A 21712-nucleotide genomic window follows, 5' to 3' on the forward strand; every position below is an offset into this window, starting at 1 on the left:
TCGACCATGGACAAATTCTCAAAGGTGCTGTCTGGCAAGGTCGTTGCAGAAAACGTGCTGGAGCACGTCAAATCAGAAACAGTTCGTCTGGTTGCTCAAGGGATTAAGCCAGGCCTGGCCGTTGTTATCGTCGGGAACGATCCTGCGAGCCAGGTTTACGTGACATCCAAGGGAAAGAAGGCCGAAGAATGCGGCTTTCTTTCCATCAAGCATGAACTGGCGGAAAATACGAGTGAGGCTGAACTTCTTTCCCTCATCGCTTCTTTGAACGCCGACGAGGCTCTCCACGGAATTCTGGTTCAGTTGCCCCTGCCGAAACATATCAACGCCGAAAAAGTAGTACAGTCGATCTCGCCGGACAAGGACGTGGATGGCTTTCACTACGTGAATGCCGGCAAACTCGCAACCGGCTCGCTCGCCCAGGCTTTTGTTCCCTGCACACCAGCAGGATCAATGGTTCTTATCGAAAAAGTGTTGGGAACTGATCTTTCTGGTCTCAATGCCGTCGTGATTGGTCGATCAAATATCGTCGGGAAACCGATGGCCAATCTATTACTCGCCGCCAATGCCACGGTGACTATCGCTCATAGCAAGACCAAAGAACTTCCATCCGTCTGCCGCCGTGCTGACATTCTCGTCGTAGCGGTCGGGTGCCCGCGCATGGTCAACTCAGACTGGATCAAACCTGGCGCTCTCGTAGTTGATGTGGGCATCAACAGAATAGCTCCGGGCACGGACGTCGGTTCAACGTCGCGCCTTGTCGGGGACGTAGATTTCGATGATGTTCTCAACACCGTTGGGACGATAACTCCCGTGCCAGGGGGTGTCGGTCCGATGACCATCGCAATGCTCATGGCAAACACATTGAAGGCAGCGTGCCTCGCCAATGGGTTGCCCCAACCGGCTTTTTGAGCCCGGACAAAAATACCTTGGATCAGCGCAATGAGTGACGAAATAGAGCGCGAGAGTATGGAATTCGACGTGGTGATTGTGGGTGCGGGGCCTGCGGGGCTTTCGGCGGCCATTCGCCTCAAGCAGGTCAATCCTGATCTGACGGTTGTGGTGCTGGAAAAGGGCGCGGAAGTCGGCGCCCATATTCTCTCCGGGGCCGTGGTCGATCCGGTTGGTGTCGATAAGCTCCTGCCGGATTGGCGCAAGGAAGCCGATCATCCGTTCAAGACCGAAGTCACCGCTGACCACTTTCTGTTTCTCGGACCGGCTGGCTCCATGCGCCTGCCCAACGCGCTGATGCCGCCGCTGATGAACAATCACGGCAATTACATCGTCTCGCTCGGCAATGTCTGTCGCTGGCTGGCGGGCCATGCCGAGGCGCTCGGTGTCGAGATCTATCCGGGCTTTGCCGCAACCGAACTGCTTTATAATGAGGCTGGCGCAGTGATCGGTGTTGCCACCGGTGATATGGGCATCGAAAAGAACGGCGAACCCGGTTCCAGTTACACGCGCGGCATGGAATTGCTGGGCAAATATGTGCTGATCGGCGAAGGGGTGCGTGGCTCGCTTGCCAAGCAGCTGATCGCCAAATTCGATCTGTCCCGCGACAGCGATGTGCAGAAATTCGGCCTGGGCATCAAGGAACTGTGGCAGGTCAAGCCTGAGCACCATAAGCCCGGCCTGGTCCAACACTCGTTCGGCTGGCCGCTGGACATGAAAACCGGCGGTGGCTCCTTCCTCTATCATCTGGAGGACAATCAGGTCGCGGTCGGCTTTGTCGTCCATCTGAACTATAAGAACCCCTATCTCTATCCGTTTGAAGAATTCCAGCGCTTCAAGACCCATCCGGCGATCCGTGAAACCTTCGAGGGTGCCAAGCGGATTTCCTATGGAGCGCGGGCGATTACCGAAGGCGGCTATCAATCGGTGCCGAAATTGTCCTTCCCCGGTGGAGCGCTGCTGGGCTGTTCGGCGGGCATGGTCAATGTGCCGCGCATCAAGGGCAGCCATAATGCTGTTCTCTCAGGCATGATGGCGGCGGAAAAGATTGCCGAGGCAATTGCCGCAGGCCGCGCCAATGATGAGCCGGTCGAGATCGAAAACAGCTGGCGTGGCAGCGAAATCGGCACGGATTTGCGGCGGGTGCGAAACGTCAAGCCGCTATGGTCGAAACTCGGCACGGTGCTCGGCGTGGCACTTGGCGGGCTGGACATGTGGACCAACCAGCTTCTCGGCTTGTCCGTATTCGGCACGCTGAAGCATGGCAAGACCGATGCCCAGAGCCTTGAACCGGCTGCAAAGCATAAGAAGATCGATTATCCCAAGCCGGATGGTGTGCTGACCTTCGACCGCCTGTCCTCGGTATTTCTGTCCAACACCAATCACGAGGAAGACCAGCCGGTTCATCTCAAGGTCAAGGACATGGCCCTGCAGAAGAGTTCCGAGCTTGGCGTCTATGCCGGTCCGTCCAGCCGCTACTGTCCCGCCGGGGTTTATGAATGGGTGGAGAAGGAGGGCGAGCCGAGCTTCGTCATCAACGCCCAGAACTGCGTCCACTGCAAGACCTGCGACATCAAGGACCCGAACCAGAACATCACCTGGGTGCCGCCACAAGGAGGCGAAGGACCGGTTTATCCGAACATGTAATACCAAGTCTCGACGGAAAGAGTTGGGAAACGGAACAGTTAGACAAAGCTCAAGCTGGTTCAACTCCCTCCGACGTTGCCCACAGGACGAGAATGTATAAATCCGCAATCTATGCGAGTTTCTGGGCTCGGAATGTTGCGACAGATGCTAAGACGTGATCAGCCTGAGAGCTTGCTCTACGGACCGTGATAATCAATGAAAGGCTGATAGTTCTGTTGCTTCTCTGTTTCCCGCGCGACTTTGCGCGTCGGAAACGCAATGGATCGAGCCTACTCGCCTGTCTTCAGGGCATTCAGCCATTTGCTGAAAAGCTGACACACGTCACGCCGCTCGCTTTTGGCGGGAATAACCAGATAGAATGCTTCCTGAGGATGGTACTCGGCTCCAAACAACGCCGCCAGCCTGCCTTCGCGCACGAGGTCTCCGGTGTTTGATTCCCACCCCAGCATGACACCCTGACCGGAGAGCGCGGCCTGTGTGGCCTGCACATAATTGGTGAAATTGCGTCCCAGAGTCTTGTTGTCCGGTAGTCCTAAACGATCTAGATAATCTTTCCACGTCAGCCAAGTCGTGTCGGCGTTCACGACGTGAAGCAGTGTCGCATGGTTAAGATCGTCCAGCGACCTGATGCTATCCCGCAGGAGGGGGCTGAACACGGGCGTAACCTTCTCGTCGAAAAGCTTGACCGTGTGACCGTCGTTCCATCCGCCGGAACCATAGCGAATGACGAGATCGACACCGGGAAGCACTTCGGCACTTCCTGCCGTCGTCAGCACATTCACCGCGATGTCGGGATGATCCGCATAGAAGCTGGCAAGGCGCGGCATCAGCCAATAGGTTGCCGTTCCGACAGTGCATGCGACCGTAACCGAGTTATCGGATGACAGATACAAAGCTCTGGCTCGTTCCATCGCGTCCGTTATCCTGCCAAGCCCTTCCGACACGCCAACCCTGAGGATTTCGCCAGCGGGTGTCAGTGTGATTGGCCGCGTCGTCCGATCGAAAAGCCTTACGCCAACGAAGTCTTCAAGTATTTTCAGGGCCTGACTCACCGCTGGCTGGGTGACATTCAGGTCATTGGCAGCGCGTTGAGTGCTTCCCGTACGGGTCACAGCCTCGAACACGGCGAACAATCGCAGCGGAGGTAGCAGTGGCATCATTTTTCTATAATCTCACCTTATACTATCGTAAGAATTTACAGCATTCCAAATAAGATATTTGCCTCGTATCCTTGATGTCGAAGCCAGTCATGCCTCGAAAAGATGTATAAGTCCGGGATGGTCGTCATGAACACACATTTTATGCCCGCCACTATGGTTGAGCTAGGAGAGAACGGGCTTCGGTTCGTCCAGGACGACGGCAAGACCAGCTATTTCAATTATTATTGGCTTCGCGACAATTGTCCGACCTCGTTCGACACGGCAACGCGCGAGCGCCATTACGACATCTTTCACCTTGAAAACGCGCCGAAGCCGGAATCGGCTGCCGTGGAAGGCGATGCGCTGGTAGTGAAATGGCAGGGCGAGAACCATACGTCGCGTTATCCAATTTCGATGCTTATGCGTTATGCCGATGGCAAACGTCGCGTTGATCCGGCCGACCTGCCGAGGAAGGCATGGTACAGCGACCACTATCCGACGATTGCGCGCTTCTCTCAGCCCGAGTTGGTCAAGGATCCTGCCAAGGTTGCCGAATGGATCAAGGCGATGATCACCGATGGCCTGACGATTGTCACGGACATGCCGGACGGCAATGAAGGATTGACCGAGACGGTGCAGCTGATGGGGCATGTGCGTCCTACATTCTTCGGCGACTATTTCGACGTCAAGACGCACATCAACCCCACGAACACAGCGTACACGGCCAAGGCTCTGGAACTGCACACCGATACGCCGGCGGAGGAATTCGCGCCAGGTATCCAGTTCCTCCATTGCCGGGCGAACTCTGTGCAGGGTGGTCTCAGCATCTATTCGGACGGCGTCGCGGTCGCCAATGATTTCCGCACGCTTGATCCGGAAGGATTCCGGCTGCTGTCGGAGACCGAGATTCCCTTCTATTGTGAGCATGACACGTACGATATGCGTTCGCGCCAGCGGGTGATCGAACTCGACCAGCATGGCGACGTTTCCGGCCTGACGATCAGCCAGCACATGGCCGACATGTTCGATTTGCCTCAGGAATTCCTCGATGATTATTATCCGGCGTTCTGCCGGTTTGGAAAAATGCTTCAGGACGACAAGTACATGATGCGCTTTCTGATGAAGGCGGGTGAATGCATGGTCTTCGACAATCACCGCATCGTTCATGGTCGTCTTGCCTATTCGGCTATCAGTGGCGACCGTTATCTGCGTGGATGTTATGCCGACCGTGCGGAAATGCGCTCCACCTATCGCGCCCTCGTCAGCGATGGGAGATTCAAGTCATGACTTTGGCAGCGCTTGAGAACGATATCACTGAACAGATCGAGATCGCTGCTCTGAGGAAGGACTTAGCCGCCGCTTTCCGCATTTGTCACAGGTTCGGCTGGAGCGAATCCGTCGGCAACCACTTCAGCGCCGCCGCGTCCCCCAGCGGTCGAAGGTTCTTGCTCAATCCGCGCTGGCAGCATTTCGCCACCATCAAGGCCAGCGATCTTCTGCTTCTGGACGCAGACGATCCGAACGTAATGCATGGTCCAAACGCGCCCGATCCGTCGGCCTGGACGGTCCATGGCACGTTGCATCGCATGCTACCGGAGGCCCGCGTGGTCCTACACTGCCATTCGCCCTATGCGGTGGCGCTTTCATGCCTCAAGGATCCAACGATGATGCCGCTCGACAACAACACGGCGCGCTTTTTCGGAAGGATCGGCTATGACCTCGAGTTTGGAGGCATTGCCGATGCAGAAGAGGAGGGGGTTCGCCTTGCGCAGATGATGAGGGGCAAGTCTGTCCTTGTCATGGGCAATCACGGCGTTTCCATTGCTGGTCCAACCGTGGCAGACTCTTTCGAGGATCTCTATTTCTTCGAGAAAGCCGCCCAGACAGTCATTTTGGCGCTTTCCTCCGGAAAGCCACTCGCGGTCCTGTCAGACGAAGTGGCCGAAGCAACAACGAAGGGATGGATTCCCTACCGGGGAATGGCCGAACGTCACTTCGACTATCTGAAGTCGGAATTGGACAAAAGCGACCCATGCTACAGGGAATGACGGTGTTGTCACGTTAAGGTTCCCATGCCGAGAATGAGTTGAGGATCTCGGATTTTCAGGGGATGCAAGCCGCAATTTTCCATGCGTCGAAAGCTTCGAGGTGATGGTAGCGAATTGTTTGTGCGGCTCGGCGGCGGGATGGAACTGAAAAGCAATTGCGGGTAGCGGAGTGCATGGAGACGAACCGTTGCAATGCTCCCGGCGATCGGTGGCCCGGCATGGTTCGTTCCCTTTTCGAAACGGCAGGTGGTTGTTTTCGGCCCGATTGTTGAGGCCGCTGGTGTGAGTTCACGCTGAAGCGCGACCTGCGTGGCTTTCAAGCTAGCTGGCATGTCGCATCTGCGCGAGTAGTTTCTTGCGGAAGACCTCAGCCGGTGTTCGGTAGCCAAGGCATTTACGCGGCGTCTGATTGAGTTGATTGCAGATCTTGATCAGATCGGCATCGGCTACGGACAAGGGGTCGACGTCCCTGGAAAGCCATTTCCGCGCTCGCCTGTTGGTGTTTTCGACCGTTCCCTTCTGCCAGGGCGACTGAGGGTCACAAAACCATGTTTGCGTTCCTATGCCTGCCTGAAGGTACGGCCAGTCGGTGAACTCGGTGCCTCGGTCGAATGTCATCGATCGACGGGCGAGGCGAGGGAGGCTCTTCAGCGCCTGGATGATGCCATCCATGACCGGGCGAGACTGGCGATCATTGTTACGCAACAAGATCGTAAAGCGGCTCACCCGCTCAACGAGCGATGTCACATTGGCCTTGCCGAACTTCTTGCGGAACTGGATCAGATCGCATTCCCAATGCCCGAACTGCTTGCGGTCAGCAACGACATCCGGCCGGTGCAGAATGTTGAGTTCCGGGCCAAACCTTTGACCATGCTTGCGTCTTGCATGTCGTGGTCGTCGCCTGGCCCGATGCTCCGGCAAGTGACGCCACAGTTTGATGGCATGACCATCAGCCGAGTATGCGAACTTGTAGATTGTCTCGTGGCTGACAAAGATCGGATGGTGTTCCAGTCGCATGCGACCGGCGATCTGCTGGGGCGACCAGCCATGCATGATCCGGTCGATCACGGACTGCCTCACATTCGAGAAGCGCGCCAGCTTCCTCAGCTTGGCCCGCCGTTCGCACGCCATGTCATGCGCCGTGACGCAGTAATAGCCATTGAGGTCCGGGACCACCTCATCGATGAACGTATTCCGTTTGATTTCACGAAAGATCGTCGAGCGATGGCGACCGAGTGTCTCGGCGATCATCTCAATACTCTGGCCCGCCATACGCCAGCGAGCGATCTTACGGCGTTCGTCCAAGTCGATATGGGAGTAGGTGCGTTTCATTGCGCTTTCCTTGCAAGGGGTAAATCGTTGTTATCTATTGCAAGTCGCACTTCATCCTTGAACCCACCTGGCTACATCGCAAATATTGATAAGCATAATTATGGAACTTATTTTGGCGCTTATTATGGGAGTATGTGCAATGGGAATCTCCGTAGCGATCGCCGAACACAAAACAACCTTCGCATGCATCCGGGAACTATCACTCTGATACCAGATCCGCCCCAAACCACTTCAAGCTTAGCGCTTTCAGCGTGCCGTCAACCTTTAGAGATTTGATCGCAGCGTTGAGTTGCCCAGTTAGTTCCTTGTCCTGCTTTCGCAATCCGATCCCGACACCGGGCCCAAACACACCACCAGAAATTTGTGGGCCATAAAGGGTCATTGCGTCGCCCTCTTTAGTTTCCAGAAAACTCTTCCAGACCGAGTAATCCGCCAATCCCGCATCGATCCGCCCGGCAATCAGGTCAAGATTGAGGCTATCCTGCTTATCATAGGTGCGGACATCGACGGCCTCCCCCAGATAGTCGCGGACAAAGGCTTCGGCATTTGTAGAGCCCTGGACCCCTATGATTTTCCCTTGAAGATTGGCCTCCAGGACCTTCAAAGACTGGCTATCTTTCACTCCCATGGATGAGAGTGAAAGACGTGCCGTGCCGTCCATCTCTGGAAGCTTAAGCGCCTTTGCGACGACAAAATAGTTGGAGGTAAGGGCATAAGGCTCCGAAAACCCGATGACGGCTTTTCGCTTATCAGTGATCGACATGCCGGCCATGATTGCATCGACTTTGCCAACCGTCAGCGCGGGAATGATGCCGTCCCATGCTTGTGTGACAAACTCGCATCTGAGTTTGGCGCGCTCGCAGATCGCCTTGCCGGCATCGACATCAAATCCTATGGCATTTCCGGATGGATCAACTGCGTTCCAGGGCGGAAACGCGCCTTCGGTAGCAATCTTGATCAGTCGCGGTTCAACAGCCACAGCCGGTCCGACGATCGCAAAGATAGAAAGCAATATGAGTGGCAATCTAAATATATTCATTGTTTGTTCCCTTTTTTGTCGGTTCAGAGATAGCGTCGAGGGACGTGGTCCCGTAGATCGGCATAGAGGCCGACAGCATCTGTGCCCCAGATGGCGCAGACTTCGTCGTGAGTGATCATCTCCGGTCCCTGTCGACCGAGAAGGATGACCTCGTCTCCCGTTCTGGCGTTCGGGATACCGGTCAGATCAATGCGAATATGTTCAAGATGCGCCGGCGCCAACAGCCGAGCGCGCCTGCCTTGAACCAGACCAACAGCGCCTTCCGGAATATGCCGGGGCAAACCGTCTCCCCAGCCCATACCAATAACGCCGAGGGTCATATCTGTCTTGTAACCTGGGATTTCCGGCACTGGCCCAAGGGATGGGTCGAGGCGCTTGACACAAACGAGGCTCGTGGAAATAGCTTTAAGGGCCGGACGCAACTCGACTGCGCGCGCGAGCGTTGAAGAGCCGCCGATCCCCACGAACAGCGCTCCTGGATCAACGGCGTCGAAGTCCATGTCAGGATGGTTCAAGACACCGTCAGTACTTGACATCATCACAACCGGCGGACGGATTCCCAGATTATCAAGATCAGTGATAATGCCGACCAAGCGTTCATGTTGCGCGTCGGCGTCGGTGGGTTGCACCGTCGGGAGCTCACTCATGTGAGCGTAGATACCCTCAACTCGGACAGTGGGATCTGCCATTGCCACGGCGACCAGCTTCCTGGCACCCGCAGGTGTGACCCCGGCCCGAAAAAACCCGAGATCCAGTTTGATGAACACTCGCAAGGTGTTGACGACAGCAGACCATTGTTGGAGTTCATCGAGGCTCGATACACTGACGATGAGATCAAGGCTTTCCACCATGGCGGCCCCCACAGGTGTGACGCCGGGATATAGAAGGATCGGGTTCGAGACCCCCGCGCGCCGGATGGCTAAAGCATCCAGCAAGGAGGCAACTGCGAAGCCATCAATGTTCTCACAGGCTAGGGCCGAAGCGACCGGACCGGCGCCACAGCCATAGGCATTGCGTTTCAGGCAGGCAAAAACCTTGACATGGGCGGACAAATGTCCGCGCAGCTGACGATAATTATGCCGGATTGCGCCGAGATCAATATCATACCAGCTGCCGCGCAAAGCGGCCTCGCTCACCCCATAAAGTGGATCATTCGATGCAGGGAACATGCGACCGCTCATTGTGACGCCCTTTCTTTCGTCGAGAGTGGGGGTGTAACGTTGGTCAGTGCTTTGTATTCATTCACCTCAGAACTACGCTTTTCCTGGTTGGCCAGATGTCGCTCCAGGCAAGCAAAGATATGAACAAGAACCAGGGTCAGTCCAAGGTAGACTAGGGCCGCCGACACAAAGACTTCGTATGGCGAAAAGGTTTGGGCGACGAGCTTTCGGGCCGTTCCGGTCAACTCCATGAGCGTGATCGTGCTGGCGAGAGAACTTGCCTTCAGCATCAGAACGACCTCATTTCCATAAGCGGGGAAGGATAGACGCAAGGCATTGGGAAAAATGATCCGCCTCATGCGCAACAGGGCCGGCATGCCGAGCGCCTTTGCCGCTTCCACTTCTCCTTTCGGAACAGCACGAATTCCACCCGCCAAGATTTCGGTCGCGTAGGCCGCGTGGTTGAGTGAAAAGGCGATAAGGGCGCAGCCATAGGGGTCGCGCAAGACAATCCAGGCCGGGCTCGCTCGAAGCCAGCCGATCTGGCTCGCACCATAGTAAATCAGGAAAAGCTGGACCAGCAGTGGCGTGCCCCGAAACAGGAAAGTGTAGAACTGAACGGGCGCGGAGACGACCAATGACGGAGATGCACGCAGTAAGGACAAGGGCACCGCAATCAGAAATCCGGCCACAACGGCCGTGACCGTCAATTCTGCTGTCAGCAATGCGCCACCAAGCAGATGCGGCAGAACCTCAAGGATGAGAGTGATGTTCATGATGATTTCCTATCGGTCCAGACCACGGCTTGCTCGCCGCTCGAGCAGCGTCAAAACCACCAAAGATACTGAGGTGAACAGCAGATAGAGGCAGGCGGCAACCAGATAGAACCTGAGAGGATCGTGGGTCACTCCAGCCGCGACACCAGTCTTGCGCATGAGATCTTCCAGCCCGACCACGGAAATGAGAGCCGTGTCCTTGAGCAAGGTGAGCCAGAGATTGCCAAGACCCGGCAAGGCGTAGCGCCACATCTGCGGCAGGACGATCAAATGCCAGAGAGCAAAGCGAGACAGTCCAAGGGCGCAAGCGGCCTCGATTTGTCCCCGTGGCACTGCCAGGATTGCGGCCCTGAAGACTTCAGTCGCATAGGCACCGAACACGATGGTCAGGGCAAACACGCCGGCTGCAAACGCATTGACCTCGACATAGCGCCCGAACATCGCCGTCAGGGCAACAGTTCCCCCGAAATACAAGATGAGAATGATCAGGAGTTCCGGAATGCCCCTGATGATTGTCGTGTAGGCTTGCGCCAGACGACGAAGCAGCGGCAAGCGGCTGCACTTTGCTGCTGCCCCGGACAGGCCGACAAAGATCCCCACAGGGAGGGTTGTTAATGCTGTCTGAAGCGTCGTGGCGGCACCTGCCGCGATTTGCGCTCCAAACCCTTGCAGGCCAAGCTCTTGCAGAGATATCATCGGGTGGTCCTCCCGAACTGCGCGGATAGGAATTGGCGCAACCGCGGCGACACCGGTCGTTCGAATATGGCTTCAGGCGCCCCTTCCTCTTCGATCCGCCCCTGATGGAGGAAGAGAATGCGGTTGGAGACCTGACGCGCAAACGCGAGTTCATGGGTGACGATCAGCATGGTTCGCCCTTCATCGGCAAGCAACCGAATGACATTCAGAACCTCGCCAACCAGTTCGGGATCGAGAGCCGATGTCGGCTCGTCGAACAGGAGAATGTCGGGCTCCATCGCCAACGCCCGGGCGATGGCGACCCGCTGCTGTTGACCACCGGACAGATGCACAGGATAGGCATGGCGCTTATCCGCCAGGCCAACTTTCGACAGGAGGTCTTCAGCCCGAGCACATGCCATTTCTTTCGGGATCTTGCGCACGTAAACCGGCGCCTCGATCAGGTTTTCAAGAACTGTCTTATGAGACCAGAGATTGAAGGTCTGGAACACCATACCAAGGCCGGCACGCAGGACATTGATTTCCGACTGGGCAGCCCGTCCCCGGCGCAGGTGAATATGCTGGCCGCCAATCCAGATGTCGCCACTGCTCGGTTCCTCGAGAAAATTGAGGCATCTGAGCAAGGTGCTTTTTCCTGATCCGCTGGATCCAAGGATTGAAATCACCTCACCGCGCGAAGCACTCAACGAGATCCCCTTTAGCACCTCGAGCGGACCGAACTGCTTTTTCAGATCCTTGACGCGCAATGCTGTCTGATCAGAGGGATGTGGCAGTTGCAGACGGGATGAAACGGCTTCGAATTCCATGATGACATCCTTGCGAAAGATATCACCATGATTGCCCGCTCATTTGCGTGGCGCTTGCAGGAAATTGATCTGGCAACGGGATCTGATCAGGAAATTACCGGAACGCCCTGTCGGACCATGTGGCACGATAGTCGAGCGGCGTTGTTCCGACTTCTTTTCTGAAGACATTGGCAAAGTGGCTTGCGCTCGAGAAACCACAGGACAGGGCAATCTCGGTGATCGAGAGAGATGTGTCGCGCAAGTGTTGTTTCGCACGCTCTATTCTGCGCTGAATGATATATCGATAGGGTGGCAAGCCGAAGGTCTGCTTGAAGGCCCGGCAAAGATGAGGAATGCTGAGCCCGGCCAGGTCTGCCAACTGCTGGAGAGACAGGCCATCGTCCAGCTCATCGTCGATCTTCTGGGCCACGCGGTTGAGGGTGGCAGATGAGAGCCCACCCTGGCGCCGCGCGGGTAGACTGCTTTGCCTTCGCATCAATTGCGTGAAGATCGTCGCGACATAGCTTTCGACAAGAAGATTGCTCAGTGGACTCTCCTCCCGAATTTCCGAGCCGATCCCGCGCATTGCATACATGACAATCGGATCTTCAAAGCCAAGATCGGGCGAAAGGGAAAGGCAGGACACGGTTCGTGACGGCACAGATGCAAACAGACCCGTCAGCTTTGCGGGATCGACGCCGAGAGACAGATAGGCGGCATTGGACGCCCCCGTTTCCCAGCCCCGCCAGATACTGCCAGCTGGAACGAAGAGGATTGCACCCGGTTTTCGGCGCACGAAACCAGCTCTACGATTGTCCAGAAAATGCTCGCCCCGCTCCGAATGTCCGTGAAGATTGAGAAGAACAAGATGCCGGTCAGCGATAAACACTGTCTCTTCCCGGTCAAGACCCGTCCTGCGCACCAGATCGGCGCGCATATGGTGCCAGGATTTCGACTGGTGTGATAAGGTTCGGCAAGGTCCGCGTTTGAAGGTCGGGTGCAAATCAGACGCCATCATGCGCCTCGGCCCCATTCATCAATGGCAACGATATCGCCCAGGCGCGTGCCACATTCACATGCTGCGGCGATGATGGATGGGATGCTGACTTCTGGCGCTCATGGGCAACCAGTTCGGCATGTCGCAGATCATAATGCTGAACGGCTTGCTGTCCCATCGGTTGCTCCCCATCAAGAGAGTTTGTCGCGGTCCGTCCCCGCGATAGACTCACTTAACCTCCGAATGATCGGGGAGTTGGAAACTGTCCGTGACAGCCCTGTGGCCTTTAGTTCCGGGGAACCTGGACATACGCCACAGGCTCCCCGACCCGAAAGGTCAGAGAGTTCGATGCTGAATCGACCAGCATCAGTCGCACGGAGGGGTTTCCACGCCCCAAGGCAGCACGTACTGCCTCACGTCACAGGATAAATGAGATGACAGCGCTTCGCCAGTCTGCGCTGGCGAAAAACACATCGGAACTTCGCATCAGTGGCTTTTGCGCTGAACCGGCAGGCTTGCCAGAGCGCTCACGCTCAATACGACAAGGCCTGAAAACATCAAAAACATGGTTGAGGGTTCGAGATCATCCGATGTCAGAGAGATTATCGCAACCAGAAGCAGGCTCACGGCAACGGCGATGGAATGGATGGTGCCTTTGGCCCGGCCGAGCTTCGTCTTGCGCAACGCAAGCCTGCAGCGCCACCTCGACGGACACCCTGCCAAGATTATAGAAGGCCCCCAGCATGGCGAAGACGAGCAGGTTCCAGGAAAAAGCAACAAAGGCCGTGGCTGCAAACAGGCTGGCCATGACGACAAGGACGATCAGATGCAAGCTGGAGAGCTTGATGAACCGCATCATCGGGATCAGCATGAGAACCCCGAGGATAGAACCGGCTGACCATGCACTTTCCAGATGCCCAAAATCCATGGCCCGTCCCAGATGTTCCTCCCACACAAAACTGGGTCCAACCACGCTCACCAACATACCGCCGGCGTTCAAAAGGGCATAGATGACGGCAAGCCGCAGCAAGGCGTCATTAAGTACCAATGATATGTCTCTCGATACGACCTCTCGCCACGGAGTTTGCCTTTCATTGTGCATCAGGCCAACGCAGGCAGCCGAAAGGCAAAAGCATCCAGCAATGGCGAACAATGCGGCCCGAGGGGAGCACGCCTGCAGCAGGAAACCGATGATGGCTGCGGAAGCGAGGCTTCCAATCTGCAGTATGACGAACACAATCGAATTGATTCTTGCCAGCGATTGGTCGGCTCTCAACGATGGAATCATAGACTGTGTCGCCGTGAGGGACAGCCTGTCGCAGCCCGAGAACACAATGGTCGACAACCACAGCATCCAAGGCAGATCAGCGACCATAATCATGGCTGCAATCAGCAGTGCAGCAAACAGTCGGGTGATGTCGGCGATCATTGACAGGTTGCGGCGATCATATCGGTCGGACAGCCATCCGGCGATCGGACTTGTCACAAGCTCTGTCAAGCTGGAGACAGCAAAAAACACCGCAACGGATGTGGTGCCGTGACCCGAGGCAACGAGAAGCCACGAGCACGCGAAATTATAGCTGTTGCGGCCGAAGGACATAAAGAAAATTGCGACGAGAAAACAGATTTGAGACGCCCGTCCCGTGTCTGCTGCAAGGCATCGTCGAAACATCGGGCACCTTCATCGATGGTCAAAGGCCATGATGGAGGGATCACATGTCGCACGCTTTCATAATCGTGCCTAGATATCATGATCGTGCCATAAACAAGCGGAAAGGCTTCAACTGCGCCATCCGCGACGATATTCCAGCGGGCTGACGCCGAAGGTGCGCCGGAAGGCATAGGTGAAGTGGCTCGAACTTGCAAAACCGCATTCCAAAGCAATCTCTGTGGCCGAGAGTTCAGTGCCGTTCAACAGTGCAAGGGCCTGTTTCAGTCTGTATTCAGCCAGATAGCTATGCGGTGTTTTCCCGGTCGACTGTTTGAAGGCGCGAAAGAAGTGGCGCCGGCTGACGCCTGCCACTGTGGCCATTTCCAGAAGGGTGGGAGGCTTTGTAAGCCGCTCCTCGATAAATGCCAGAACACGTTTCAGATCAAAGGAAGACAGTCCGCCCTTGGTGGGCTTCAATCCCGCACCATTTATCCGCAGGATCTGCACAAAAAGCTGGATGATCTGGCTCTCGACCATCACGAGGCTGATCGGATCCGGGTTTTTCAGCTCCGCTGATATCCGGTGCAGGCAGGCTTCGACAGTGTTGTCGCGAAAGCCGATCGCAGGTTTTAATCCAGGGACCCAATGCGAGCCGATTGTCTGCTCAATAAAACCAGTGTTGATGGAAACGAACAAGTAGGATCCAGCCGCGTCGCCCTCGTCCCAGCCTCTCCATTCGTGATGGGCCGGAATGAAAATCACCGATCCTGGTCGGCGCGGTGTGAAGGCGACCGGGCGCCCCTCGACAAAATCCTCGCCGATGCGCGCCTCGCCGTGCAGGTTGATCAGCAAGCAGTGATGCTTCAATGCAACTTTCGTTTCCTGCCGCTTGAAACCCGTTCTTCTGACAAGGTCGGCGCGAACAATGCCCCAATCGACATACTGATGAACCAGCTTTCGGTGGTCGCAACGACGGGCCTCATCTGGGCGAAAATCACAGGTCTTCGTCAAACAGGGCAATCCTCCCACATGAAAAACCGCCAATCATCACTTTTATAGGTCGATTCAGGCGTCCTGAACAACCGCCGCGGATCCACGCTGGTCCGATCATGGCACTTTCATGACAAAACGGCATGCCGATGAAAGCACAGCGTGAAATACCGACTTAGGACGAGTTGACGCCGCCCATATTCCGTCACCCTCCGGCATTTATCTCTTTCCAGATCTTTTGGGTGTCGTCGCGTTGATCCCTCATTTTTTAAAGGTTTAGAAATGCAGGATTTCAGTAGTTTCCTTCAAGAATGTGATCAAGGTCCACGATTGAACCGGTTGGCCGGGTTCTTTGACGAAACCGCATCCGGTAGCAGAGGCATGCCTGTTCGACGCCCCGTTGCCGATATGCGTCTTCTGCCAACCGACCCCCTGCTTTACCGGATCGTCGAGCTTCATTCCCGCCGGCAGGGATTTTTCGACAAACACTACCACGGCAGCATTCCTTAGCCGTGATCGAGATTGTTGTAGAAGCGCTGCTCGACCAACACCTGACGCTGCTGATCGCTCTCCCCGACGACGACCGAAATCCGGTTCGCTGCTGCCTCGACGACGCGGCCGATCATGCCATTCTTGACGCCAAGCGAACCTTCATTTTTCAGGAAGACGATCTGGTCGCCGGCATCGAAATGGCGGATACCATCGGCGGTCCTGAAGGCATGGCCCTCGGCCACGATACCGCGCTCGACAAGCTTTTCGCGCGCCATGGCATTCAGCATGCGAACGTCGCGACGCAGATGCGCCAGCATCAACATGGACTTTGCCGGATCGTAGTCGCGGTTCCAGTCGGCAATGAGGTTTTCGACAGCCTGAGCCTTCAGCTCGGAACCAAGCACCCTGCCCTCTGAGCGATAGGCAGCCAGCGCCTCTCCGACGCGGCCCCGCGCCAGATCGAGCGAGGCTTTGCGCATCCAGTCCTCACGCTGGCGATAGATGGTTTCGAGTTCGGCGTATCCAATGCGATCAACAATGGCGCGGAAGGCAGCCCCCGCCTCGATCGGCTGAAGCTGCTCGGGATCGCCGACCAGGACGATCTTGGCGCCTGCCCTCACAACGGCATCGACAAAGCCCGCCATCTGTTTGGAGGCGACCATGCCGGCCTCGTCCATGACGAAGATGGTCCTGTCATTGAGCATGTCGCGGCCCCGACCCCAGCGCAGCTCCCACGACGCCAACGTCCGGCTCTGGATGCCAGCCTCCTTCTCCAAGCCTTCGGCCGCTTTGCCCGCAAGCGCGCCGCCGACCACACGATAGCCGGCCAGTTCCCATGCCTCACGCGCCGCCTTCATCATCGTGGTCTTGCCAGCGCCCGCACGGCCAACCACGGCAGCGATCCGGGCGGAGCCGGTGATCCGTTCGATTGCAGTCCGTTGCTCGTCCGAAAGCCGTTCATGACGTCGGAACGTAGCATCCAGCACAGCGTCAGAGACGGCACGTCCTTGCTGGTTCGACAGCCAGATGGCCTGCCGTGCCATCGTTGCTTCCAGGTGGATCATCGCCCGCGTGGTGTAGCGGGCCCGCACCGTGTCGCCCGTGGCGAAGTCGATCGTATCGCGCTGCAAACGCAGCACATCCGGGCTCTGGATAATGCGCGCCATCAACTGCTGAAAGATGCCGGGATCGTCGATATAGCGATGCAGCACCTTGGCGACATCTCGCTCATCAAAGACGCTCTTCTCCCGAGTGATCAGGTCGAGGACGATCTCTGGGCGTCGCAGAATTCGACGGGTGTTCTCGCTTCGACGCTGCTCATTCAGCTCGATCCGCTCGAGCTCTGGACGCACGCCCTGGCTTTCGGCCTTGCGCTCGACCGCTTTTGCGCCGACGCCGAGATGGATGGTCGGCTCCAGGTCTATGCCCTGCTTCTCGTAGGAGCGGCCATCGACACGAAGATCTATACCACTGAGCGCCAAGTGATGGTTCTGGCGTTCGAACCATCCATCGCGCAGCTTGTTGAAATCTTCGGTGGAACCGGCCCAGAGTTTGTAAAGGATCTTGCCGGACTTGGTGCGGACCTGCTGGCCATCCTCACCTGTGACCGCGACCTTCTTTGCCCCAAACCCATCTTCGGTGAGCGGGCGCAATGTGGTCATCAGATGGATGTGCGGATTGCCGGGATTGTCGTGGTAGACCCAATCGGCCACCATGCCCTTGGCAAGGATGTGCTTTTCCACGAAGTCGCGTACCAGTGCGATGTTCTGCTCGGCCGTCAGCTCCAGCGGAAGTGCGATGGTCAGGTCCCGCGCGAGCTGGGCATCGGAGCGCTTCTCGAAGGCCTCGACCTTGTTCCAGAAGGCCTCGACCGCTCCCGATACAGAGCGATCGGCGATAAGGGAGCGGACCCATTTCGGGGCATCTACGGGGAGGACGAACTCCTCATGTAAGAGGCCATGTTTACGGGTATAATCAATGGTGCGGGCCTCGCGCTCATAGTCCATCTTCGCACAGTGCCGGTAGGCCGCAGACAGCACGGCACTGCGGCCGTCGCCGCGGCTGACGATGCTGGCTGAGAAATGGGCGATGGCCACGGCGTAAAATACTCCCGGTTCGAATCTCGTTCGTCGGGGCGACGACCCCACAACGACCCCGCCAGGGCCGTGAGCAAGCACGTCGCATCAGCGACGTATAATTGCGCCCTTGGAGCCATTCCTACGGAACGGCGGGATCATTCACGAAAGCATCGCCCTTGGCGATCTGCAGATCTGCAGATTCCCTTTGTCGCGCATCCGGGAGAAAGTTGGCGTCGCAACAGCAACGCCAGGGAGAGCAACCGGAATGAAAAAGCCATCGTCGAAGATCAGGGAAGAAATCGCCAGATTGCAGGACCAGCTGAGAGCGGCTGAAACACGCGAGGCCGAACGCATCGGCCGGATCGCGCTGAAGGCCGGGATTGGTGAGATCGAGATTGACGAGGCAGAGCTTCAGGCGGCTTTCGAGGAGATTGCACGACGGTTTCGCGGAGGCAAAGGACCTGCGACCGGAAAAGAGAATGGGCATGGTGACAAGCCAGATCGCGACACCCGCCCGTCGTTCACGCCTGGCGCGGATGCGGGCGGGCCTGGTGAGGCTTGATCGGATGGCGAAGGCGATGACGACAGAAGCGCGCAAAAAGGACACGCGCGAAAAGATCGAGCTCGGCGGCCTGATCGTGAAAGCGGGCTTGCGCTATGAACAGCGGGCGCTGCTGCTCGGTCTTCTGATCGATGCGAGCAACCGGATCAAGGACAATGAGGCGGAGCGATCACGCCTGACATCCATCGGCGTGGAGGCGTTTGGCAATGAGGGTGAATAGGCTTGTGCTGTTCGTCCTGCCAGCGGCAATCATGCTTGCCGCGTTGGTCATGACATTCGGAATGGAACATCGGCTGGCGGAGCTCGGCTCATCCCCCCAGGCAAAGCTGATGCTGGGACGAACAGGCCTTGCCCTCCCCTACATCACGGTCGCCGCAACTGGTGTCGTTGCGTTGTTCGCGGCAAATGGATCAGCCAACATCAAGACGGCGGGTCTGAGCGTCCTTGCCGGAAACGGTGCGGCGATCGTTATCGCGATCATACCCGAGACGATCCGCCTGACCGGCATCGCGAGCAGCGTACCGGCAGGACAATCGGTTCTCACCTATGCCGATCCAGCGACAATGGTCGGTGTAGGCGTCGCCTTTGTCAGTGCAATGTTTGCGCTGCGCGTCGCGATCAAGGGCAACGCCGCTTTTGCTCAAACCGGACCTAAGCGGGTCGGCGGAAAGCGGGCAGTGCATGGGGAAGCCGACTGGATGAAGTTGCAGGAGGCGGCAAAGCTCTTTCCCGAACCCGGCGGCATCGTCATTGGCGAGCGATATCGAGTCGACAAGGACAGCGTGGCTACTATGCCTTTTCGAGCCGATGATCCGCAGAGCTGGGGTGCCGGAGGCAAGTCACCGCTGCTCTGCTTCGATGGCTCGTTCGGCTCCTCGCACGGTATCGTTTTTGCCGGCTCCGGTGGCTTCAAGACGACGTCGGTAACAATCCCGGCCGCGCTCAAATGGGGTGGTGGACTGGTTGTGCTTGATCCGTCCAGCGAGGTCGCACCGATGGTCGTCGATCACAGACGCAAGGCTGGCCGGAAGGTGATTGTGCTGGATCCCACCCTGCAGGGAGTGGGCTTCAACGCGCTCGACTGGATCGGTCGTCACGGCAATACGAAGGAAGAAGATATCGTCGCCGTCGCCACCTGGATCATGACCGACAATGCACGCACAGCATCCGCCCGCGACGATTTCTTTCGCGCCTCGGCCATGCAGCTTCTGACCGCACTCATCGCCGACGTTTGTCTGTCCGGTCACACGGACGAGAAGAACCAGACACTGCGCCTTGTCCGGGCCAATCTCTCCGAACCAGAGCCCAAGCTGCGGGGCCGGTTGACCGAGATCTATGAGCAGTCGGAATCCGACTTCGTCAAGGAGAACGTCGCTGTCTTCGTCAACATGACGCCGGAAACGTTTTCCGGCGTCTACGCGAACGCGGTGAAGGAGACACACTGGCTATCCTACCCGAACTATGCCAGCCTCGTGTCGGGCGATAGTTTCTCCACCGACGATCTCGCCGAGGGCGGAACGGACATCTTCATCGCACTCGATCTGAAGGTGTTGGAAGCCCATCCCGGCCTGGCGCGTGTCGTCATCGGCTCGCTGCTCAATGCCATTTACAATCGCAACGGTGATGTGAAGGGACGCACCCTCTTCCTGCTTGATGAGGTCGCCCGGCTCGGTTACCTGCGCATCCTTGAAACTGCCCGCGATGCAGGTCGTAAATACGGCATCACGCTGACGCTGATCTTCCAGTCGCTGGGCCAGATGCGCGAGGCCTATGGCGGCCGGGACGCGACGTCCAAATGGTTCGAATCCGCGTCGTGGATATCATTTGCGGCGATCAACGATCCTGATACCGCAGACTACATCTCGAAGCGATGTGGCGATACCACGGTTGAGGTCGACCAAACCAATCGCTCCTCCGGAATGAAGGGATCGTCACGGTCGCGATCAAAACAGCTCAGCCGCCGGCCGTTGATCCTGCCGCATGAGGTTCTGCGCATGCGCAGCGACGAGCAAATCGTCTTTACTGCTGGCAATGCACCGCTACGCTGCGGGCGCGCCATCTGGTTTCGACGCGAAGACATGAAAGCCTGCGTCGGGGAGAATAGGTTCCACCACCCCCATACGACAACAACGGCCATTGCCGCACCCAAAGTGACGAAGTCGGATGAAGACTGAGGCGGTACGCTCCTGTCAACAGGGCGATCCATACCTATCCGTTTTGTTCACATTGGGCGCGGCTACGTTTCTTTACAACAAGTCGAGGTCGCTTCGACGTCGAGGTGTTTCGGCTCGGCTGTTGGCATCCAGCCTCGTGTATATCCGCAGCCCATTGCAACCGCCGCCAGCCGCAACTGTTCATGAAGATGGCGACAATCTTTGAGTAAAGTCCGGATGGCAGCCGTCGCGTCTCCATCGTGCCAAGCGATGAGGTGAGCCGCCTCATCATGAACCTGGGGTTCAATTGGTTTTGTTTGCATGGCCCGCCCCGATGTTGAGAGTGAGTTGCTGGCCACCGTATTTCCTTACCATATAGGTCGGAGGACGACGTATCATGGCCTCTGCCTTGCGTTGCATTTCCAAGCGTTGCGCCATGTGTACCTCACGGGCGGCTCGTATCTTGGATATTTCCTGCCTGGCGTTTTGAATTGCAATGTCGGCTGTGTTCATGGTCGCCTCCGATCAATGTTCACTTTATGTTCTCATTATCTTTTGAGAACGTCAAGCCTCAACACGACATATCCAAGATCCCCATTGCATGTTCGACGTGCATCTTATCAAGAGATTCCGGGACACCGCGCGTTTGGTGCCATCTTCGAGGGATGATCTTGCACCCACAAAAGAGCACATTGGCCGTCATTGCGAATTTGTCAGCGGGATCGCGCTGCAACCCGAATGGGACAAAACCACCTCGCCCATTTCGGTATTGTCCAACAGCGGCGGTTCATCATGGCTTTGAATCAATCAAGCCTCATCGATTCAGAAAAGTCGTTGGACGCAGCTCCAAGAGGAAACAACAATGCGGTCATGGAAAAAGACGCGAAAGACCTGGTTCATCTTCACCGCATTGACACGACGCAGAACATGCGACGCTTCTACTTGCTTGCAATCCAGCCAACACTGTTTGGAGGCGCATCAGTCATTCGCAACTGGGGCCGGATCGGCTCAGGCGGCCAGACGATGATTGAAACCTTCGATCGCCAGGAAGACGCGGATTGGGCCGTTTCCCACCTCGAGCGCACAAAGAAACGACGGGGTTATTCCGAGGTCAATCGCACTGAATAGCTGCCCTTTTTGTAGTGGCGCGCAATAAATGAGAATGAAATCATATTCCTTGCGATGAACGCACATGATTGATTTCGAAGATCATGCT

At 56.8% G+C, this 21712-nt stretch carries 21 protein-coding genes and 2 pseudogenes; 8 read left to right on the forward strand and 15 right to left on the reverse strand.

All coding sequences use genetic code 11. From position 1 onward, the window contains the following. Positions 1–6: 6 nt before the first annotated feature. Positions 7–912 (forward strand): bifunctional methylenetetrahydrofolate dehydrogenase/methenyltetrahydrofolate cyclohydrolase FolD, encoded by a 906-nt coding sequence (gene folD, locus V6582_RS21245; protein ID WP_156634563.1) that lies wholly within the window; start codon positions 7–9, stop codon positions 910–912. A 30-nt stretch (positions 913–942) separates the two neighbouring features. Further along, positions 943–2598 (forward strand): electron transfer flavoprotein-ubiquinone oxidoreductase, encoded by a 1656-nt coding sequence (locus V6582_RS21250; RefSeq protein WP_432706320.1) that lies wholly within the window; start codon positions 943–945, stop codon positions 2596–2598. 269 nt (positions 2599–2867) lie between these two features. Here the strand turns inward: V6582_RS21250 and V6582_RS21255 are convergent, their stop codons facing one another. Further along, positions 2868–3755, reverse strand: coding sequence for a LysR substrate-binding domain-containing protein (locus V6582_RS21255; protein WP_197434537.1), 888 nt, complete (start codon positions 3753–3755; stop codon positions 2868–2870). A gap of 129 nt (positions 3756–3884) precedes the next feature. Between V6582_RS21255 and V6582_RS21260 the strand changes: the two genes are divergently transcribed. Both V6582_RS21260 and V6582_RS21265 read left to right on the forward strand, forming a co-directional pair. Further along, entirely contained in the window at positions 3885–5024 is a 1140-nt protein-coding gene (locus V6582_RS21260) for a TauD/TfdA family dioxygenase (protein WP_234889925.1), read from the forward strand. Continuing rightward, complete coding sequence (locus V6582_RS21265; protein WP_156634931.1) at positions 5021–5785, forward strand: class II aldolase/adducin family protein; 765 nt, start codon at positions 5021–5023, stop codon at positions 5783–5785. The genes V6582_RS21260 and V6582_RS21265 overlap by 4 nt, the downstream gene beginning before the upstream one ends. A gap of 55 nt (positions 5786–5840) precedes the next feature. Here V6582_RS21265 and V6582_RS21270 read toward each other — a convergent pair. The 13 genes and pseudogenes from V6582_RS21270 to traA all read right to left on the reverse strand — a co-directional run. After that, a pseudogene (locus V6582_RS21270) lies at positions 5841–6061 on the reverse strand (IS6 family transposase); the annotation flags it as partial. A 45-nt stretch (positions 6062–6106) separates the two neighbouring features. Continuing rightward, entirely contained in the window at positions 6107–7117 is a 1011-nt protein-coding gene (locus V6582_RS21275; protein ID WP_156634948.1) for an IS30 family transposase, read from the reverse strand. Positions 7118–7316: 199 nt separating this feature from the next. Next, positions 7317–8156 (reverse strand): transporter substrate-binding domain-containing protein, encoded by an 840-nt coding sequence (locus V6582_RS21280; protein ID WP_156634807.1) that lies wholly within the window; start codon positions 8154–8156, stop codon positions 7317–7319. A gap of 23 nt (positions 8157–8179) precedes the next feature. After that, entirely contained in the window at positions 8180–9337 is a 1158-nt protein-coding gene (gene alr, locus V6582_RS21285) for an alanine racemase (RefSeq protein ID WP_156634806.1), read from the reverse strand. Further along, a complete protein-coding gene (locus tag V6582_RS21290; protein ID WP_156634805.1) occupies positions 9334–10092 on the reverse strand; it encodes an ABC transporter permease in 759 nt (252 codons plus the stop codon). The genes alr and V6582_RS21290 overlap by 4 nt, the downstream gene beginning before the upstream one ends. A gap of 9 nt (positions 10093–10101) precedes the next feature. Beyond that, on the reverse strand, positions 10102–10788 hold the full coding sequence (locus V6582_RS21295; RefSeq protein ID WP_156634804.1) for an ABC transporter permease: 687 nt from the start codon (positions 10786–10788) through the stop codon (positions 10102–10104). Beyond that, the gene (locus V6582_RS21300; RefSeq protein ID WP_156634803.1) at positions 10785–11594 is read right to left on the reverse strand and encodes an ABC transporter ATP-binding protein; all 810 of its coding nucleotides are present in this window, start codon (positions 11592–11594) and stop codon (positions 10785–10787) included. The genes V6582_RS21295 and V6582_RS21300 overlap by 4 nt, the downstream gene beginning before the upstream one ends. A gap of 94 nt (positions 11595–11688) precedes the next feature. Further along, a complete protein-coding gene (locus tag V6582_RS21305) occupies positions 11689–12588 on the reverse strand; it encodes a helix-turn-helix domain-containing protein (RefSeq protein ID WP_349508967.1) in 900 nt (299 codons plus the stop codon). Continuing rightward, positions 12578–12748: a hypothetical protein gene (locus V6582_RS21310; RefSeq protein ID WP_156634801.1), complete on the reverse strand. Its 171-nt coding sequence runs from the start codon at positions 12746–12748 to the stop codon at positions 12578–12580. The genes V6582_RS21305 and V6582_RS21310 overlap by 11 nt, the downstream gene beginning before the upstream one ends. Positions 12749–13153: 405 nt before the next feature. Next, positions 13154–14242, reverse strand: coding sequence for an MFS transporter (locus tag V6582_RS21315; RefSeq protein ID WP_349508968.1), 1089 nt, complete (start codon positions 14240–14242; stop codon positions 13154–13156). A gap of 108 nt (positions 14243–14350) precedes the next feature. Continuing rightward, positions 14351–15232, reverse strand: a complete 882-nt coding sequence (locus V6582_RS21320; RefSeq protein ID WP_234889894.1) for an AraC family transcriptional regulator — start codon at positions 15230–15232, stop codon at positions 14351–14353. A gap of 255 nt (positions 15233–15487) precedes the next feature. Next, entirely contained in the window at positions 15488–15700 is a 213-nt protein-coding gene (locus V6582_RS21325) for a hypothetical protein (RefSeq protein WP_156634798.1), read from the reverse strand. 20 nt (positions 15701–15720) lie between these two features. Beyond that, positions 15721–17799: pseudogene (gene traA, locus V6582_RS21330) on the reverse strand (Ti-type conjugative transfer relaxase TraA); the annotation flags it as partial. A gap of 247 nt (positions 17800–18046) precedes the next feature. Here traA and traC point away from each other — a divergent pair. The 3 genes from traC to traG are packed head-to-tail and all read left to right on the forward strand — an operon-like array spanning position 18047 to position 20517. Further along, complete coding sequence (gene traC, locus V6582_RS21335) at positions 18047–18343, forward strand: conjugal transfer protein TraC (protein WP_156591308.1); 297 nt, start codon at positions 18047–18049, stop codon at positions 18341–18343. Positions 18344–18347: 4 nt separating this feature from the next. Beyond that, entirely contained in the window at positions 18348–18563 is a 216-nt protein-coding gene (gene traD, locus V6582_RS21340; RefSeq protein ID WP_197433862.1) for a type IV conjugative transfer system coupling protein TraD, read from the forward strand. Then, positions 18550–20517 carry a Ti-type conjugative transfer system protein TraG gene (traG, locus tag V6582_RS21345; RefSeq protein WP_156634797.1) on the forward strand — a complete coding sequence of 656 codons (1968 nt, stop codon included), beginning with the start codon at positions 18550–18552 and terminating at the stop codon, positions 20515–20517. Before traD ends, traG begins: the two co-directional genes overlap by 14 nt. 282 nt (positions 20518–20799) lie before the next feature. Here traG and V6582_RS21350 read toward each other — a convergent pair whose 3' ends face one another. After that, positions 20800–21009, reverse strand: coding sequence for a hypothetical protein (locus V6582_RS21350; RefSeq protein ID WP_071205425.1), 210 nt, complete (start codon positions 21007–21009; stop codon positions 20800–20802). A 225-nt stretch (positions 21010–21234) separates the two neighbouring features. On the opposite strand from V6582_RS21350, the gene V6582_RS21355 reads away from it, so the two are divergent. After that, complete coding sequence (locus V6582_RS21355) at positions 21235–21624, forward strand: WGR domain-containing protein (RefSeq protein WP_432706321.1); 390 nt, start codon at positions 21235–21237, stop codon at positions 21622–21624. The last annotated feature ends 88 nt before the right edge of the window (positions 21625–21712 follow it).

The sequence above is a fragment of the Agrobacterium vitis genome (genome assembly GCF_037039395.1).
GTDB lineage: Bacteria > Pseudomonadota > Alphaproteobacteria > Rhizobiales > Rhizobiaceae > Allorhizobium > Allorhizobium vitis_E.

Coding starts and splice junctions, on each gene's coding strand:
- folD (WP_156634563.1), top strand. CDS start 7: ATGGACAAATTCTCAAAGGTGCTGTCTGGCAAGGTCGTTGCAGAAAAC.
- V6582_RS21250 (WP_432706320.1), top strand. CDS start 943: ATGAGTGACGAAATAGAGCGCGAGAGTATGGAATTCGACGTGGTGATT.
- V6582_RS21255 (WP_197434537.1), bottom strand. CDS start 3,755: ATGCCACTGCTACCTCCGCTGCGATTGTTCGCCGTGTTCGAGGCTGTG.
- V6582_RS21260 (WP_234889925.1), top strand. CDS start 3,885: ATGAACACACATTTTATGCCCGCCACTATGGTTGAGCTAGGAGAGAAC.
- V6582_RS21265 (WP_156634931.1), top strand. CDS start 5,021: ATGACTTTGGCAGCGCTTGAGAACGATATCACTGAACAGATCGAGATC.
- V6582_RS21275 (WP_156634948.1), bottom strand. CDS start 7,117: ATGAAACGCACCTACTCCCATATCGACTTGGACGAACGCCGTAAGATC.
- V6582_RS21280 (WP_156634807.1), bottom strand. CDS start 8,156: ATGAATATATTTAGATTGCCACTCATATTGCTTTCTATCTTTGCGATC.
- alr (WP_156634806.1), bottom strand. CDS start 9,337: ATGAGCGGTCGCATGTTCCCTGCATCGAATGATCCACTTTATGGGGTG.
- V6582_RS21290 (WP_156634805.1), bottom strand. CDS start 10,092: ATGAACATCACTCTCATCCTTGAGGTTCTGCCGCATCTGCTTGGTGGC.
- V6582_RS21295 (WP_156634804.1), bottom strand. CDS start 10,788: ATGATATCTCTGCAAGAGCTTGGCCTGCAAGGGTTTGGAGCGCAAATC.
- V6582_RS21300 (WP_156634803.1), bottom strand. CDS start 11,594: ATGGAATTCGAAGCCGTTTCATCCCGTCTGCAACTGCCACATCCCTCT.
- V6582_RS21305 (WP_349508967.1), bottom strand. CDS start 12,588: ATGGCGTCTGATTTGCACCCGACCTTCAAACGCGGACCTTGCCGAACC.
- V6582_RS21310 (WP_156634801.1), bottom strand. CDS start 12,748: ATGGGACAGCAAGCCGTTCAGCATTATGATCTGCGACATGCCGAACTG.
- V6582_RS21315 (WP_349508968.1), bottom strand. CDS start 14,242: ATGTTTCGACGATGCCTTGCAGCAGACACGGGACGGGCGTCTCAAATC.
- traC (WP_156591308.1), top strand. CDS start 18,047: ATGAAAAAGCCATCGTCGAAGATCAGGGAAGAAATCGCCAGATTGCAG.
- traD (WP_197433862.1), top strand. CDS start 18,348: ATGGCGAAGGCGATGACGACAGAAGCGCGCAAAAAGGACACGCGCGAA.
- traG (WP_156634797.1), top strand. CDS start 18,550: ATGAGGGTGAATAGGCTTGTGCTGTTCGTCCTGCCAGCGGCAATCATG.
- V6582_RS21350 (WP_071205425.1), bottom strand. CDS start 21,009: ATGAACACAGCCGACATTGCAATTCAAAACGCCAGGCAGGAAATATCC.
- V6582_RS21355 (WP_432706321.1), top strand. CDS start 21,235: ATGGGACAAAACCACCTCGCCCATTTCGGTATTGTCCAACAGCGGCGG.